Source organism: Devosia sp. Leaf64 (genome assembly GCF_001421945.1).
Lineage (GTDB): Bacteria > Pseudomonadota > Alphaproteobacteria > Rhizobiales > Devosiaceae > Devosia.
In genome coordinates, this window is record NZ_LMLO01000017.1 from 68,840 (window position 1) to 84,341 (window position 15,502).

Consider the following 15,502-nt stretch of genomic DNA (forward strand, 5'->3'; position numbering starts at 1 on the left):
ATCCCGCCGCCGCACGGACCACCGGGACAAGCCCGGTGGTGACGAAGATGGAGGCAAAACCCTATGGATCTTCCCGCATCATCGGCATGCCGGCAATCACCGGCAGCCAGGGCTCGCGCCTGATGCACCAGCCCTCGACCTCGGGCTTGATGCCGTTTGGCGCATCATCAAGCGTGCCTAGGTAAATCTCGACGCCCTCTTCATTGCGATTGAAAAGCCGCGATCCACAGGTCGGGCAAAATGAGCGCCCCTCATAGGTCTCGACCTTGCCCTCAGAGCTGAACTGATGGCTGAGCCAATCAGCATAGGCGAGAAACGACGTCCCTGTCACCTTGCGGCAATCGGCGCAGTGGCAAAGCCCGGATTTGAATGGCGCGCCGCGCACTTCATAGCGCACCGCTCCGCAAAGACACCCACCCGTCCGCACCACTTCCGCCATCACTCATCTCCAGACAATTGCCGGGGACAAACTCGGGGACGCGGCGGAAAGTTCAGTCTGCTGTCCCAAACGTGAGAAACCGTACCGCCGCCGCGCCATAGGTCCGCTCGTCGTCGAGCGCGAATCCCTCGGGAACGGTCACCGCCGCGTCGGCGCTTTCCTCCCAGACCAGTGTCGCGCCAGGCTTGAGCCAGCCATTGGCCGCCAGTTCCGCCATCGCCTTTTCACCCAGCCCCAACCCATAGGGCGGATCGAGGAAAACGAGATCAAATTGCCCAAACGTGCCCGGTGCCCCAAGCGCCGTCGCATCGCGCCGCAAGAGTTTGGTGATCCCCGCCACGCCAAAAGCCTGGATATGATCGCGCACCAGTCCGCGCGATTCCGCGCCGGTATCGACAAAGGTTACATGCGCCGCGCCGCGCGACAGCGCTTCGAACCCAAGCGCGCCGGTCCCGGCAAAGAGGTCGAGCACCTTCAGGCCCTCGAAGACCGGTCCCAGCCGCGACCCCAAAATATTGAACATGCTTTCGCGCACGCGGTCAGCCGTCGGGCGAATGGAATCGTCCGACGGTGAATTGAGCTGCTTGCCGCGAAATTTGCCGGCAACGATCCGCACCGCTTAACCCCGCGGCCTGCCGCCACCAGGCCGGCCACCCGTTGGACGGGAGCCACCTGTCGGACGCCCACCACCCGTGGGACGGCCACCACCGGCGGGACGACCGCCGCCTGCCGGACGACCTCCAGTCGGTCGGCCGCCACCTGGATTCCCACCAAACGGCTTGCCGCCGGGACGGCCACCGCTAGCAGGCCGGCCACCTTCGGGCCGGGCGCCGCCAAAGCTCTTGCCCGCGGGGCGACCACCCTGTGGGCGGCCCTGACTTGGCCGGTCATCGCGGCGCGGACCACGATTGTCGTCGAACGAACGCTGCGGACGATCCGAACGCTGCCCCCGCTCCGGCCGATCGCCAAACGAGCGTGCGGGCTTGTCGCCATAGGAACGCTGCGGACGATCGCCGCGGCTTGGACGATCCTCGAAGCTGCGAGCCGGCTTGTCCCCAAAAGACCGAGCCGGACGCTCGCCGCCACTGCGCTGTGGGCGCTCTCCACCGCCAAAGCCGTGGGCTGGCTTATCGCCAAAGTTACGCTGCGGGCGCTCCCCACCGCCAAAGCTGCGCTGCGGGCGTTCGCCGCCGCCACGCCGCTCATCATCGCGCCGCTGCGGACGCTCGCCAAAGCTGCGCGCGGGACGCTCGCCACCCTCGGAGCGGCTGCGTTGCGGCCGATCCCCATAGGGCTTGTCGCCGTAAGGCTTGCGGTCGCCATAAGGCTTCTTGTCGCCAAACGACTTCTTCTCGCCATAGGGCTTCTTATCGCCAAACGACTTCTTGTCGCCGTAAGGCTTCTTGGCGCCAAACGACTTCTTGTCGCCAAACGATTTGCGATCGCCTTCCGGCTTTTCTTCGCGCGGTGCGCGGATCGGGGGGCGGCCATAATTGCTCGCCGGTTGATCATCGGGATCTACGCGGCCCCGGCCCGGACGATCCGGCCCCTTGGGTTCATATTCTTCCGGCGCCCGGCCATCGTCGTCAAAGTGAATCCGGCGCGGCCGCACCGGGCGGTCCTCGTCGCGATCGTCGAACCCAGCGCGTGCTGCCGGCTTGCGGAAACCGCGACTACGCGGGCTTTCGCTCATGGCGCGCGGCGGTGGGAACAGGCCTTCTGGCATTTCGCTGTCGAAGTCGACATTGGCCGCTTCTGCCAGCTTCTTGCCGAGCTGGTCCTTGAGCATCTTGGCCTTGACGACCTCGATCGCGCCTTCCGCGAGATCACCAAGCTGGAACGGACCATAGGACACGCGGATGAGGCGGTTGACCTCGAGGCCGAGCGCGCCGAGCACGTTCTTGACTTCGCGGTTCTTGCCTTCGCGCAGACCGACGACAATCCACATATTGTGGCCCTGCTCGCGCTCGATCGTCGCTTCGATGGGCCCGTAATTGACGCCTTCGACGGTGATGCCGTCCTTGAGCGCATCGAGCTGCGCCTGGGTGACATAGCCATAGGCGCGCACGCGATAGCGGCGCAGCCAGCCGGTGGAGGGCAATTCGAGAATGCGCTTCAGCCCGCCATCATTGGTGAGCAGCAGCAGACCTTCGGTATTGATATCGAGCCGGCCGACGGTGACGACGCGCGGCAGACCTTGCTCGTCAAGCGCTTCGAAAATCGTCTTGCGCCCTTCGGGATCTTTCTCGGTCACCACGAGCCCGGCAGGCTTGTGATAGAGCCAGACGCGCGTGCCCTGGCGTTCAGCCAGCGGCTGGCCATCGACGGTGATCTTGTCGCGGCTCGTCACATTGAAGGCCGGCGTAATGACCTTCTTGCCGTTGACGGTGACGCGGCCGGCGGCGATCCAGCCTTCGGCATCGCGGCGCGAGCAAAGCCCGGCGCGGGCCATGACCTTGGCAAGACGGTCGGCGGTTTCGGGTTTTGGTGTGTCGCTCATGGAGAGGACTTTCATGACATGCGGGACCCATTATGGGCGGCGCGGAGAAAGCGAAAGGCGGCCGGATCGTCCGGCCGCCCAGAAGGCAGTAAGCTCGCTGCCGAGCTTAGTTTTGCAGCGTCGTTTCCGAGTTGGTCAGCTTGGCACCTGGACCGGTGCTGAGCTGGCTGGCGCCCGGACCGGACGTGCGCATGGCGCGACGGACTTCGTCGGGGCAGCGCGCATCGCTGAGCGGCACCAATTCGCCATTTGCCGTTCGGCAAACAAGGTTGGCGTCGCCGACGCGCGTGAAATATTCATCCGGCGGCAGATAGAGCGGACGTTCCGCAGCCGAGGAAACCTGCATGCCGGCAGCGCTCATGCGCGCCGTCAGGGAGCGGGCTTCTTCCGCCGTCAACGGGCGACCGCCCAACGAACGCAGATCGACAACCTTGGCATTGCGCAGGCGCTGAATATCGGCCTCGCTCATTTTGCTCGTATCGACGCGCACCGTGTCGCTATTGGCGGGCAATTGAGCCGTCGCAACTTCGGTCGTCGGCGCCGGTAGGCTCGCCGTGTCGCGCGGCAGCGCCAGCGGAGCACGTGGCTTGGTCAGATCTTCCTTGGGCGCATCGCCGGGAATAAGGCCCACACCGCGCGCCGTCGTGTTCAACACTTCGCGTTCAAAGGTGCCGGCATCGGTCAGCGCATTGGTGCCTTCCACCGTCGTGCACGCGCCAAGGGCAAGCGTTGCGACGAGGGCTAGGCCCGCCAACACCGCACGCGCCGGGGCCGAAATGCGGCTCTGGTGGCCGGTCAATCCAATACGCATGAAACGTCCCTTACGATAGTGGCGGCGCTTATACCGCATTTCTGCCCCTAAGGCCAGATTTGGGCAGCACAATGATCGCGCAGCGTTAAGTGGCTGGCGTGTGGCGCGGCCGCCCCACCCCCAGCGCATCGAGCAGCAGCAGGATGACGCCGAGCGTGATCGCCACATCGGCGATGTTGAAAATATAGAACGACCACGTTCCCCAGTGGAAGTGGAAGAAATCCGCCACCGCGCCATAGATCAACCGGTCAAGCGCATTAGACAGTGCCCCGCCAATGGCAAAACCGAGCCCCAGCCGCACCAGCGGCGCATTGGTCCGCCACCACCAGATCGAGAGCCCGACGATCGCCACCATCATGATGGCCCCAAGCGCCCAGACCGGCAGCCCATCGAGCAGCCCATAGGAAATGCCGGTGTTCCAGACGAGCACATAATCAAAGAACGGCGTGACCGGCACGATCTCGCCGCCCCGCCATCCGGTCATGGAAAACGGAATGAAGTTGGAAAAGACCGACACGCAGTTGGCCTGCCCGATCGCATAGCAATCAGCCGCGATATGATAGCCTTTTTGCGCGCGGTCTATGCCGAATGCGAGCACGGCGACGAGGAGCGAAGTCAAAATGGCTGGGGATGCTTTGGCGTTCATCGTGTAAGCCCCCCCTCACATCCTCCCCCGCAAGGGGCGAGGTGGTGTATCCAGTTCGTTGCACAATGTTGCCTCACCCACCGGCCCTGCACCTCCCCCTTGATGCGGGAGGATGGGAGGGGGTGACCCGCGAAACCGAACGTCAAGCTCAAACCCCCGCCGCCGCCAGCTCGCGCAAGGCCTGGGCATCGCGTAGCGTCACGTCCGGATATTCGGCATCCGTGCCGACTTCGGGCAGCACCTTCCACGACCGGGCACAACGCGTCCCTTCAGCCAGAGCCGGCGTCACCGAAATCCCCGGCACTTCATCGAGCCTGAACGCTTCGGCCGGACCGTCCGCCTGCTTCACGACAATAGCCGAGGTGATCGCGATCTCGGCCAGATCCTGGCCTTCGAGCGCATCGATATACCGCGCATCAGCGATGAACACGGTCGGTGCGGCCTCCAGCGACGAGCCGATCCGCTTCTCGCGCCGCTCGATTTCGAGCGACCCGGTCACGACGCGACGCACGGCGCGAATAAGTTGCCATTTGCTCGCCAGCTCATCATCGAGCCACTCGCCCGGGATGTCCGGGAACAGCCGCAAATGCACCGATTCCATCTCGCCCGGATGCCGTTCGAGCCAGCACTCTTCCATGGTGAACACCAGGATCGGCGCCAGCCAGGCCGTCAGCGCGTTGAACAGATGATCGAGCACGGTCAGCGCCGACCGCCGCTTCACCGACGAGATCGGATCGCAATAAAGCGTATCCTTGCGGATATCGAAATAAAACGCCGAGAGCTCGATGTTCATAAAGTTGGTTAGGAGCGAGACCACCTTGCGATAGTCATATTCCTTGTACGCTGCGCGCACCCCGGCATCGAGCTGCGCCAACCGGTGCAGCATCAACCTTTCGAGCTCCGGCATATCGCGGAAATCGACGACGTCATCCGCCTTGAAATGCGCGAGATTACCCAGCAGCCAGCGCAGCGTATTGCGCAGCTTGCGATAGCTGTCGACGGTCGTCTGGATGATTTCCTTGCCGAGACGCAGGTCTTCCGAATAATCGGATGACGCCACCCAGAGCCGCAGGATGTCGGCGCCGTATTGCTTGATGATGTCCTGCGGGGCAACGGTATTGCCCAGGGACTTGCTCATCTTTTTGCCTTCGCCATCCATGGTGAAACCATGGGTGAGAACGCTGTCATAGGGCGCATAGCCATTGGTCGCGCAGCTTTCGAGCAGCGACGAATGGAACCAGCCGCGGTGCTGATCCGAGCCTTCGAGATACATCGAAGCCGGGAATTTGAGATGCGGCCACTTCTGCTTGTTGCGCAGCACGAAGGCATGGGTCGAGCCGGAATCGAACCAGACGTCGAGAACGTCCGTCACCATCTCATAGTCGCCGGACTTGCGGCCCTCGCCCAAATAGCGCTCAGCCGCACCGGGCTTATACCAGGCGTCCGCACCCTCTTCTTCAAAGCTCTGCGCGATGCGGTGATTGACCGCCTCGTCCCGCAGGATTTCGCCGCTTTCCTTATGGACGAAAACCGTGATCGGCACGCCCCAGGCGCGCTGGCGCGACAGAACCCAATCGGGCCGGTCGGCAATCATGGCGCGGATACGGTTTTGTCCCGCTGCGGGATAGAATTTGGTCTTGTCGATGGCGCGAAGCGCGCGCACGCGCAGCGTATCGCCCGCCGCACCCTCGATGTCCTTGTCCATATAGACAAACCATTGCGGGGTATTGCGATAGATCACCGGCTTCTTGGAGCGCCAGGAATGCGGATATTGGTGCTTTACGCGGCCACGGGCGATGATATTGCCGTGCTCGGCGAGCGCGGCGATCACCTTGTTATTGGCGTCGCCCTTCTTGCCATTGTCGTCGATGACGCGCGCGCCATCAAAGCCCGGTGCGTCCTTGGTGTAAAAACCATCGTCGCCGACGACATAGGGGATCGCCGGATCGATACCGCGATCCTGCAACAGGCGCGTCGATTCCATCCAGATCCCGAAGTCATCGAGACCATGGCCGGGCGCGGTATGCACAAAGCCGGTACCGGCGTCGTCGGTCACATGCTCGCCATCGAGCAGCGGCACGTCAAAGGAATAGCCACCACCAAAGCCGCGCAGCGGGTGATAGGCCGCAATGCCTCCGAGCACCGCCGCAGGCACTGTCTGCAGTCGCACCGATGCCGCTACCTTGGCCTTGGCAAAAACTTCAGCCGCGAGCTTATCGGCAATGATCAGCTTGTCGCCCATCTTGGCCCAGTTTTCGGCCGGCGCCTCGGTGACCTCGTAAAGGCCATAGGCGATCCTGCTTGAAAACGAGATGGCGCGGTTGGCCGGGATGGTCCATGGCGTCGTGGTCCAGATCACGACGCTGGCCCCGGTCAGGTGCTCGCGATGCGCGATGACCTCATCGGTGTCCTTGCCGTCGACCGTCTGGATGCGCGAAACCGGGAACTTCACCCAGATCGTGTCGCTCTCATAATCGGCATATTCGATCTCGGCTTCGGCCAGGGCCGTGCGCTCGACCACCGACCACATCACGGGCTTTGACCCGCGATAGAGCTGGCCCGACATCGACACCTTCATCAGCTCGCGCGCGATCTGGGCTTCGGCGTCAAAGCTCATCGTCAGGTAGGGATTGTCCCATTCGCCCAAGACGCCGAGGCGCTTGAATTCCTCGCGCTGGATATCGACCCACTGCTCGGCAAAGGTGCGGCATTCCTGGCGGAATTCCACCACCGGAACCTCGTTCTTGTCCTTGCCCTTGGCGCGATACTGCTCTTCGATCTTCCATTCGATCGGCAGCCCGTGACAATCCCAGCCCGGGATATAGGCGGCATTGTGCCCCAGCATCTGCATGGAGCGCGACACTATGTCTTTCAGCGTCTTGTTGAGCGCATGCCCGATATGGATATTGCCATTGGCATAGGGCGGGCCGTCATGCAGCGTAAACAGCGGCCGGTCCTTGGCCTGCTCGCGCTGCAGCGCATAAATATCCATGTCCTGCCAGCGCTTGAGCCAAATCGGCTCACGATCGGGCAAGCCCGCGCGCATCGGAAACTCGGTTTCGGGCAGGAAGAGCGTGGCCGAATAATCTTTTTCGGTCGCGCCGGGAGCGGTATCGGTCATGGATCGGCGTTTCGTTCAGAAGAAGTGCGCGCCTTTTAGCAAGGTGGCGCCCATGGGGCAAAGGGTGATTTGCCCTCAACTCATCAGCGGCAGGAGCCGCTCGCGCGTGATGGCGCCGATATCTCCGAAAAGCTCATCGCCCAACCGCATGGCCACGCCCCGCGCATGCGACGATGCCGCATCGTCGTTATAGGCTGCTTCGATCAGACCAGCGATGTCGTCTGCGTTCTTCATGCTCGGCCCGATAATACTGACCGGCGCCAGCGCAGCCGCCTTTCTGGCATGAAAAAGATGCTCGAGATGCTGCGGAATGGCAATTTGCCCGAGGCCCATGCCGAGCCCAAGGCACAGCGAACCATGCTGCCCCGAATGGATCATCAGCCGCGTGCGCCGGCCGATATCTTCAACCGGCACCGGCGCCGGCTCGACCACAATACCGGCCGATGCGAAGCGCGCCTTCGTCTCTCCATCCGCCCCGGGCAGAAATGCGCGCATCGGCAGCCCGAGGCCCAAGACCGCGTCGACAAGTGCTTCGTTTTCGGTCTCGCTCGTTGAAAAATAGACAAAGATCTCGTTGCCGCTCCTGCCGGGCCGCGGCAATTTTTCATTGAGCGGCGGCAGCAGTGGCGCCGCTCTCATCCCATCATAGGGATCAAGGCCCGCAATAGTGCGCGGCATGGCGCCTCCGCCACTATAGATATCGGAGACGTGTTGCAGCGGCGCTGACCCAAAATGCCGGAGCGCGCGGTTCACCGCGTCGAGCAGTTCGCCCTCGTCATAGATAGAAATGGCATATTCAGGCAGCAGCAGCGGAAAACGCTCGAGCCCACTGGGTGGCACGGAGTAGCCCGTCCCCACCGCGATAGAAGGCATACCCGCAATCAGGGCGGCCAATTGCGCGCAGGGCGCAAAATCGGCCACGACCAATCGGCTCTTCCGCGCCCTGATTACCTCCAGCCACCAGCCGATCTGGGTGATCAGAAATTGCGGATCCCAAAAATTCAGATCGCCGAGAAAATCGCCCCAGGTTGCGGTGTGCGGATTGCCCATCGCCTCGCGTCTTGCCCGGTTCGGCCAAAGCCGGGCTCCGGCAAAAACACCGTCGCAAAAGGGCGCGATCTCTGCCGCATGCTCCATGCGGCAGAGGGCGGCATCGCAAATCGCTGCGGTCCCAAGTGCTTCTGCGATGACCTTTAACGTCACCACATGGCCGCGCCCGGCGCCGCCTTCCCAGGCAAGGAGAACACGCGGCGCCATGGCTCAAGTCGCGTAGCAGGACCCGCAGGCACACGGATCGGGTGCTGGCGGCGGTGGCGGTGGGGGTTCGACAACCGGGGGCGGTGGCGGCTCGGCCACGACGACCGGCGGCATAGGCGGCGCAGGAGGAGCTGGCGGCGCCACTGGCTGAGTGTCGCTACCCCCTGTCGACTGGATAGACCCAAACGGCCCCGGCACCCGGTTCGGCTGGCAGTTGGCCTTATGGTCGGCGGGCGAACTCAGCATCATGTCGAGGCATTCGAAAAAATGGTGCACCTCGCGGCGCACATTCTCGACGGCATAACTCGGCACCGTGCTGACGCTGGCCAGCAAAATGCCTACGAGCCAGGCACAGGGCCTGCTCTTTCTTCTCAAAGTCATCGTTTAACACTCCCGGTCCGGAGCGAGCCTGCGCTGGAGGTAGCGTCGGTCGCCCCTTCGATTGACCGGACTTTTTTATTGGCCCATGCTGGCGTGGACATCGAACAGACGTTCGATGCGGAGCGTGGCGTGATGGCCGGTATCGACGCGATCATCGGGACCATAAGGCAGGCTGCCGAGGACGATGCGGCTTGGCCTGCAATGCTGGAGCATTTGTCCGATTATCTCGGCGTCGTTGAAGCGACGCTCGGTGGCGGCATTGCCGGCGCTGCCCCTGAAATCCTCGCGCCGCGCACTGATCCCGCCCAGATCGCGCGCTATTTTTCGACCTATGCCCCGCGCAACATGCTCATGCGTTTCATGCTGTCCCAAAGCCCGGGGCAACTCGTCGTCGATGAAGCCATGGCTGACTTCGACGGCTTCGTGAGAGACAGCTTTTACAACGAGTGGTGCGTCCCGCAGGGCTACCGCCGCGGCGCCGGCCTCGTCCTCACCACACAAAATGGCTGGACTGGCGCGTTGATGCTCAATTCCCGCGCTCCGCTCGAAACTGATCAGATCGCGCGCTTCGAAGCCATTCTCCCCACCGTCCAGCAAGCGCTCGAAACCAATACGCTGCTGCGCCGGTTCCGTGGCCTGGCCCGGTCGAGCCTCGATGTCCTCGATCTCTCGGGCCAGGCGGCCATCCTGCTCGATGGCCGAGGCCTCTTGCTCGACGCAAATGCCGGCGCCGCTGCTCTTCTGGAAAGCGGCCGCCTCGTTCTCCGCCAGCGGCGTCTTGGCTGTGCAGATGGGGCAGCAGACCGGCGCCTGTCGCGCTTGCTCGCCCTATGCCTTTCTGCGCCCGACCATAGTTCCGGCGGGCGGCTCGATATCCCGACGCCGCAGGGCGTTCTTTCGGTGCACTGCGCGCCTTATCCAGGTGGTCGGCTTTTCCCATCAGGGAGACGGCCAGCCGTGATCGTGATCATCACCGATCCCCAGCAGAAGCTGCGCCGAAAACTGCTCGCCCTGCGCCAGAAATTTGGCCTCACCGCCGCCGAAGCCGAACTGACGCTAGCGCTTGTCGAAACCGGCAGTCGCAAGACCGCCGCTGCGGATCGCGGCGTATCGGACGCGACCGCACGGGCGCAATTGACCAGCATTTTCGACAAGACCGGCGTGCGCCGGCAGATGGACCTCGTCCGCCTGGTCCTCGAAAGCGATTAGCCGAAAAAGCCCAGATGCGTGTCGAGCACGCCAAGCGGACCGCATTCGGCAATCATCGCACGCGACTTGCGGCTATCCCGGTCCATGGCGGCGATCAGATCGTCGAGACCCTTGAACACTTCCTGTCCGCGGATATGCCCGACCAGCGCCACCGAAATGGTCTGTCCATAAAGGTCGCCGGAAAAATCGAAGAGATGCGTTTCAAACGGCGGCCGGTGATTGTCGAACATCGGCTTGCCATAGGCGGCAACGCCATCGAGCAGATGCCGCCCAACCTTGGCCCGCACGGCATAAACGCCTTGCGCGAGCTGAAATCCATCCGGCGTCACCGTATTGGCCGTCGGATAGCCCAGTTCCCGCCCGCGCTGATCCCCCTGCACCACGCAGCCATCGAAAAACCAGTGATAGCCGAGGAGCCGATTGGCCGCAGTCACCGCGCCTTCCGACAAAGCCGCGCGGATGCGGGAAGATGAAATCGGCTCATCCGCCTCATCGACGAGATCGAGCGTTTCCACGGCAAAGCCGCGCGCCGCTCCCTGCTCGCGCAAAAAGGCCGGCGTCCCGCGCCGCTGGCGGCCAAAATGGAAATCGGAACCGATGATAACGCCGCGCACACCGAGCGCCTCGACCAGCACATCGGCGACGAAGCTTTCCGCCTCCATCTGCGAAAACGCCGTGTCGAAAGGCAGGATGATGATCCCGTCGAGCCCCAGCGCCTCGGCCAACCGCGCCTTGGCATCGCCCAGTGTCAGCCGGAACATAAAGGGCGCCGGCGCAAAGACATCGCGCGGATGCGGCTCGAAGGTCAGGATCAGCGCCGGCACGCCGGCCGCCGAAGCGCGTTCGCGCAAAGCTGCGATGACCTTCTGGTGCCCGCGATGCATGCCGTCGAAATTGCCGATCGCCACATAGGCGCCCTTGAGCGCCGCAGGGAGCCCGGCATAGTCGGACAGGCGGACGAAAGTGCTCATGTCACGCAGACCAGGAGAGACGTGGCAAGAAGCCCGCGACCCGCGCCCGGCTCGGCGCGACGAGATCGGCAATCGCCTGCGGATCGGGCTTGCCGAAAGCATCGAGCTCGGCCGCATGGATCGAGCCGGTGATGAACAAGAGATCGATCCCGAACTGCGCCGCGCCCGTCGCATCCGTGCGCACGCTGTCGCCAATCGCCAGCACCCGGCTCTTGTCGAGCGTCTTGCCCGCCGCCAATTCCGCCAGCCGGAACGCCTCTTCGTAAATTGGCTGATAGGGCTTTCCTGCCATCAGCACCATGCCGCCCATGGCCGCGTAGAGATCGCCGAGCGCCCCGCCGCAATAGATGATCTGGTCGCCATGCTCCACCACCCGGTCGGGATTGGCGCAGATCATCGGCAGTTTTCGCGAGAGCCAGAATTTGGCGCGGTCACGATACATTTCAGGCGTATCGTCATCGGTGTCGAGATCGGTCACGACGACGACTTCGGCCTCTTCCGGCCCCGTGCGCCTCAGATCGAACCCATCATAAAGCGCGTCGTCTTCGGTCTTGGGCCCCACATGGTGGATGGCCCTGCCCCGATACTTTGAAATCATCGTCCGCGTTGCATCGCCCGATGAGACGATGGCGTCATAAGCCTCGCGCGGCACGTTAAGCCGGTCGAGCATGGCGACGATCGGCGGCGATGGCCGCGGCGCATTGGTGATCAACACCACCTTGCCGCCCGCACGCCGATATTGCACCAGCGCATCGACAGCCTCGGGAAAGGCGGAAACGCCATTGTGGATAACACCCCAGACATCGCTCAAGACCGCATCATAGCGCCCTGCGAGATCGGCAAGGCCGGAAATAATGGGCAAAGGCGCTGGCGCGGACATGGGCTTGAACTTCCCGTAGTTGTTCTTCTCGTCCGCTATGGGACAGATTGCGCCGCCCGATCAAGCCCGAAACGGCGCTGGGTCCGAATTCAGACCTCTGCGCGGCGACGCGGCGGTAGTGCCGGCTGCGGCACGACGGTGCGCGCCGGCTCGAGCAGCAGGTCCTGCCGCACTGGCCCGGCCGGGGCGATATGATTGCCCTGCACCAGCATGATTTCATTGTCGAGCAGCTCGACGATCTGCCGCTCGTCGGTCACGCCCGTTGCCAAGAGCGTCATGTCGAACCGGCCGACATAGCTCGCGATATCGGAGAGGTGGAAGTCGGTATAGACCTCGGGCGAGGCGATGAGCCGGGATGCATTGACCCGGATCGAGCGCACGCCGATTTCCGAGAGCTCGGTGAAATTGAGTCGCAGCGAGGTGGCATAGGAGAGCGAAAAGCCCGCGCCCCGCCGCTGGATCGCCTGCAGTGCGGGCCTCGCCTTTTGCAGCAGCATCTGGAAATCGGCTTCGGGCACGGTGAAGACGAGATTGGTCGCGATGACGCGATTGGCGTCAAGCGTCGCCAAAACCTGTTCCATCGCTGCACTGGCGCGCAAAGTCGCGGCGCTAAGCGGAATGAACAGCGAAATCGATTGGCCGCCGGTGCGCGCCCGGCGCGCAATGGCAACGGCCTCGTTGAGCGCGGTGCCCTCGATGCGCTGCACCACGTCCTCGCCGCCTTCACGCGGCATGAAATCGTCGGGATCGCTGAAATCGCCGTCTTCGAGCATCAGGCGCGGCACCAGATCATAGCCGGCAGCACGGCGCTGCGGCAGCCGGGCGACGGGCTGGATATGATAGACGAGGTGCTGTTCGGCCATGGCCTGGCGAACAAGCTCAAGCGGAATGATCGGATCGGCGCGATCATCGGCCACAGGCTTGACCTGCGCCTGGGGACGCGCAGTCTCACCGCTGAACCGCTCGGCATGGCCATTGGAGAGGGCAGCGGGCGCAGCGACGCTCTTTTCTTCGATTTCTGCAACAGCCTCAGCCACCTGCCGAATCACCGTGCCGAGCACGGAAATATCGGCCTCGATGGTTTCGAGTCGCTGGCCTGGGTTGAGTTCGGAGAGCGCATTGATGCGTCGTCCGAGCACTGAACCGGCCTGTGCGTCGGTCGCCAAAAGGCGCGACAGATCTTCGATGCCGCGCTCGAGCCGGCGTTCGGCGCGCAGCCGCAAACGGCGCTCCATCACCAGCGTGCCAATGCAAAGGGCCACCAGGGCAACCAGGATTGCTTCTGCCAAAGTAAAGGCCAAGCCAAAGTAGGCGGCCGCACCCAGAGCAACTCCGGCAAGCGCTATAAACAGATAGACGAGGGCCTGCATTGGCATCCCAGGTTAAGAAAAGTGGCCAGATTCGACATCCCGTCATAGCATCGCCTCTGTGACGGAAAAAGCACCGAGACGCGTTCGGTAGGGTTAAGAACGGATTATTTACCCTGTTCGCCAACAATCGCCACAAAGGTCAAGACCGGTTCGAATCCGTTCGAACCCGCGGGCACACTTGGGGAAAATGGCGCAATGGCAATGATTTCGGGCGTCGAGCACGCGCTGAGTGGACAACTTCTGCTGATCGATGCCGATGCAGTTGCTGCCGCCCAGACCGGCGAATCGCTCAGCCAAGCCATGCTCTGCACGCCGGAAGTATCGGTGGCCAAGTCAGGCCGTGAAGCGCTCGACATGCTTCGTGCCGGTCGATTCGACATTATTCTTGCCGATATGCCGAGCCTTGCCGATCTCGGCGAGCGCGATGAAGACGGCATGGGCCGCATCGTGCGCCTCGCCGAAGGCGCGCTGGTCGTCGCCATGGCCGGTGGCGCTTCCGTCACCGCCGCCGTCGGCGCCATGCGCGCCGGTGCCCATGATTATGTCGCCAAGCCCGTCGCTGCCGCCGCTCTCGCCAATCGCATCGGCGAGCTCGCCCAGCGCCACGGCCGCCCGCGCTCGCTCGGCATCGACACTGCTCGCCCGCAAGCCATGGCTGACTATGCCGGCTTTGTCGGCGCCTCGAACGCCATGCAGTTCATTTACGAGCAGATCGGGCGCGTCTCGACCTCCTCCGCTCCGGTGTTCATCACCGGCGAAAGCGGCACCGGCAAGGATGTCTGTGCCGAAGCCCTGCACAGCCAGGGTCCGCGCAAGGCCAAGCGCTTCGTCGCCATCAATTGCGCCGCCATTCCGCGCGACCTCATGGAAAGCGAATTGTTCGGCGTCGCCCGTGGCGCCTTTACCGGGGCGCACGAAGATCGCAAGGGCGCAGCCGAACTCGCCGATGGCGGCACGCTTTTTCTCGACGAAATCGGGGAAATGGATCTGTCGCTCCAGTCCAAGCTCCTGCGCTTCCTCCAGACCGGCACGATATCGCGCGTCGGCGAGGCCAGCGTGCGCAAGGTCGATGTCCGCGTCATCTGCGCCACCAATCGCAATCCGCTGCAGATGATTGCCGAGCGAAAATTCCGCGAAGACCTCTTCTATCGCCTCCACGTCCTCCCCATCCACCTGCCCCCGCTGCGCCAGCGTCCGACCGATATCATGGTCCTCGCCCGCCATTTCCTCGATCGCTATGCGCGCGAAGAACACAAGAGCTTTGGCGGTTTTTCCAATGAAGCCGCCCAGCAACTGACCGCCGCCGATTGGCCGGGCAATGTGCGCCAGTTGCAAAACCTCATTCGCCGCATCGTCGTCATGTTCGATGGCGGCGATATCGACCACATGATGCTCGGCGCCGCCGATATCGAATCCCAGGCCTTTGCGCCTGTCGAAACCCCTGCCCCGCGCACCGAAACCCGCCGCGCCATCCTCCCCATGTGGCAGCAGGAACAAAAGATCATCGAAGACGCCATCGCCGCCTTCGCCGGAAATATCTCCATGGCCGCCGCAGCGCTGGAAATCAGCCCCTCGACAATCTACCGCAAGCGCCAAACCTGGGCCGAAATGCAAAAAGCCAGCTGACTCTTGGGCTTTTGGCTCGCGGCCAATTATCCAATCCCACCGCGTCATTCGCGCGAAAGCGGGAATCCGGTCTTAGCAAAGTGAGATTCCCGCGTTCGCGTAAATAGCGCCGCGTTTATTGACGGCCTTGAGCCGAGATCAATCTCGAAATGAACGGTTGCCTTCGCCGCAACTGTTCACGTCGGCCGCATGTGTCTCCCATAAGCGTACCCAACCACTGTACTTCCCTCGGGCTTGACCCGAGCAACTGTGTTGTTGGTTCAGGTTTTGAAGGGCGTTTGGTCTCTCAGA

The 15,502-nt window shown here is 63.0% G+C and carries 12 protein-coding genes; 2 read left to right on the plus strand and 10 right to left on the minus strand.

Translation table 11 applies throughout. The features are described from left to right. Positions 1 to 61 precede the first annotated feature (61 nt). From ASE94_RS09090 to ASE94_RS09120, 7 genes are all read right to left on the minus strand, one after another. Entirely contained in the window at positions 62 to 439 is a 378-nt protein-coding gene (locus tag ASE94_RS09090) for a GFA family protein (protein ID WP_062630148.1), read from the minus strand. A gap of 52 nt (positions 440 to 491) precedes the next feature. Beyond that, positions 492 to 1,055 carry a 16S rRNA (guanine(966)-N(2))-methyltransferase RsmD gene (gene rsmD / locus ASE94_RS09095; protein ID WP_061907764.1) on the minus strand — a complete coding sequence of 188 codons (564 nt, stop codon included), beginning with the start codon at positions 1,053 to 1,055 and terminating at the stop codon, positions 492 to 494. Between the two features lie 3 nt (positions 1,056 to 1,058). After that, positions 1,059 to 2,939, minus strand: a complete 1,881-nt coding sequence (locus ASE94_RS09100; RefSeq protein WP_162236072.1) for a pseudouridine synthase — start codon at positions 2,937 to 2,939, stop codon at positions 1,059 to 1,061. 106 nt (positions 2,940 to 3,045) lie between these two features. Further along, a complete protein-coding gene (locus ASE94_RS09105) occupies positions 3,046 to 3,750 on the minus strand; it encodes a hypothetical protein (RefSeq protein ID WP_062630150.1) in 705 nt (234 codons plus the stop codon). A gap of 85 nt (positions 3,751 to 3,835) precedes the next feature. Continuing rightward, positions 3,836 to 4,396, minus strand: a complete 561-nt coding sequence (gene lspA, locus ASE94_RS09110; protein WP_062630151.1) for a signal peptidase II — start codon at positions 4,394 to 4,396, stop codon at positions 3,836 to 3,838. Positions 4,397 to 4,544: 148 nt separating this feature from the next. Continuing rightward, positions 4,545 to 7,517: an isoleucine--tRNA ligase gene (ileS, locus tag ASE94_RS09115; RefSeq protein WP_062630152.1), complete on the minus strand. Its 2,973-nt coding sequence runs from the start codon at positions 7,515 to 7,517 to the stop codon at positions 4,545 to 4,547. Between the two features lie 75 nt (positions 7,518 to 7,592). Further along, a complete protein-coding gene (locus tag ASE94_RS09120) occupies positions 7,593 to 8,774 on the minus strand; it encodes a hypothetical protein (RefSeq protein ID WP_062630153.1) in 1,182 nt (393 codons plus the stop codon). Positions 8,775 to 9,233: 459 nt separating this feature from the next. On the opposite strand from ASE94_RS09120, the gene ASE94_RS09125 reads away from it, so the two are divergent. Beyond that, positions 9,234 to 10,364: a helix-turn-helix transcriptional regulator gene (locus ASE94_RS09125; protein ID WP_062630154.1), complete on the plus strand. Its 1,131-nt coding sequence runs from the start codon at positions 9,234 to 9,236 to the stop codon at positions 10,362 to 10,364. Here ASE94_RS09125 and ASE94_RS09130 read toward each other — a convergent pair. The 3 genes from ASE94_RS09130 to ASE94_RS09140 all read right to left on the minus strand — a co-directional run bounded on the left by ASE94_RS09130 (position 10,361) and on the right by ASE94_RS09140 (position 13,585). Continuing rightward, the gene (locus tag ASE94_RS09130) at positions 10,361 to 11,335 is read right to left on the minus strand and encodes a bifunctional riboflavin kinase/FAD synthetase (RefSeq protein ID WP_061907757.1); all 975 of its coding nucleotides are present in this window, start codon (positions 11,333 to 11,335) and stop codon (positions 10,361 to 10,363) included. The genes ASE94_RS09125 and ASE94_RS09130 overlap by 4 nt on opposite strands. 1 nt (position 11,336) lies before the next feature. After that, the gene (locus ASE94_RS09135; protein WP_062630155.1) at positions 11,337 to 12,215 is read right to left on the minus strand and encodes a TIGR01459 family HAD-type hydrolase; all 879 of its coding nucleotides are present in this window, start codon (positions 12,213 to 12,215) and stop codon (positions 11,337 to 11,339) included. Positions 12,216 to 12,304: 89 nt separating this feature from the next. Further along, entirely contained in the window at positions 12,305 to 13,585 is a 1,281-nt protein-coding gene (locus ASE94_RS09140) for an EAL domain-containing protein (RefSeq protein ID WP_062630156.1), read from the minus strand. Between the two features lie 195 nt (positions 13,586 to 13,780). Here ASE94_RS09140 and ASE94_RS09145 point away from each other — a divergent pair, with 195 nt between their 5' ends. Continuing rightward, positions 13,781 to 15,211: a sigma-54 dependent transcriptional regulator gene (locus ASE94_RS09145; RefSeq protein WP_244484011.1), complete on the plus strand. Its 1,431-nt coding sequence runs from the start codon at positions 13,781 to 13,783 to the stop codon at positions 15,209 to 15,211. The last annotated feature ends 291 nt before the right edge of the window (positions 15,212 to 15,502 follow it).

Excerpts from the sequence above, each read along its gene's own strand:
- ASE94_RS09135 (WP_062630155.1), bottom strand. The coding sequence starts at position 12,215 with ATGTCCGCGCCAGCGCCTTTGCCCATTATTTCCGGCCTTGCCGATCTC.
- ASE94_RS09120 (WP_062630153.1), bottom strand. The coding sequence starts at position 8,774 with ATGGCGCCGCGTGTTCTCCTTGCCTGGGAAGGCGGCGCCGGGCGCGGC.
- ASE94_RS09100 (WP_162236072.1), bottom strand. The coding sequence starts at position 2,939 with ATGAGCGACACACCAAAACCCGAAACCGCCGACCGTCTTGCCAAGGTC.
- ASE94_RS09105 (WP_062630150.1), bottom strand. The coding sequence starts at position 3,750 with ATGCGTATTGGATTGACCGGCCACCAGAGCCGCATTTCGGCCCCGGCG.
- ileS (WP_062630152.1), bottom strand. The coding sequence starts at position 7,517 with ATGACCGATACCGCTCCCGGCGCGACCGAAAAAGATTATTCGGCCACG.
- ASE94_RS09145 (WP_244484011.1), top strand. The coding sequence starts at position 13,781 with ATGGCAATGATTTCGGGCGTCGAGCACGCGCTGAGTGGACAACTTCTG.
- ASE94_RS09090 (WP_062630148.1), bottom strand. The coding sequence starts at position 439 with ATGGCGGAAGTGGTGCGGACGGGTGGGTGTCTTTGCGGAGCGGTGCGC.
- ASE94_RS09140 (WP_062630156.1), bottom strand. The coding sequence starts at position 13,585 with ATGCAGGCCCTCGTCTATCTGTTTATAGCGCTTGCCGGAGTTGCTCTG.
- ASE94_RS09130 (WP_061907757.1), bottom strand. The coding sequence starts at position 11,335 with ATGAGCACTTTCGTCCGCCTGTCCGACTATGCCGGGCTCCCTGCGGCG.
- lspA (WP_062630151.1), bottom strand. The coding sequence starts at position 4,396 with ATGAACGCCAAAGCATCCCCAGCCATTTTGACTTCGCTCCTCGTCGCC.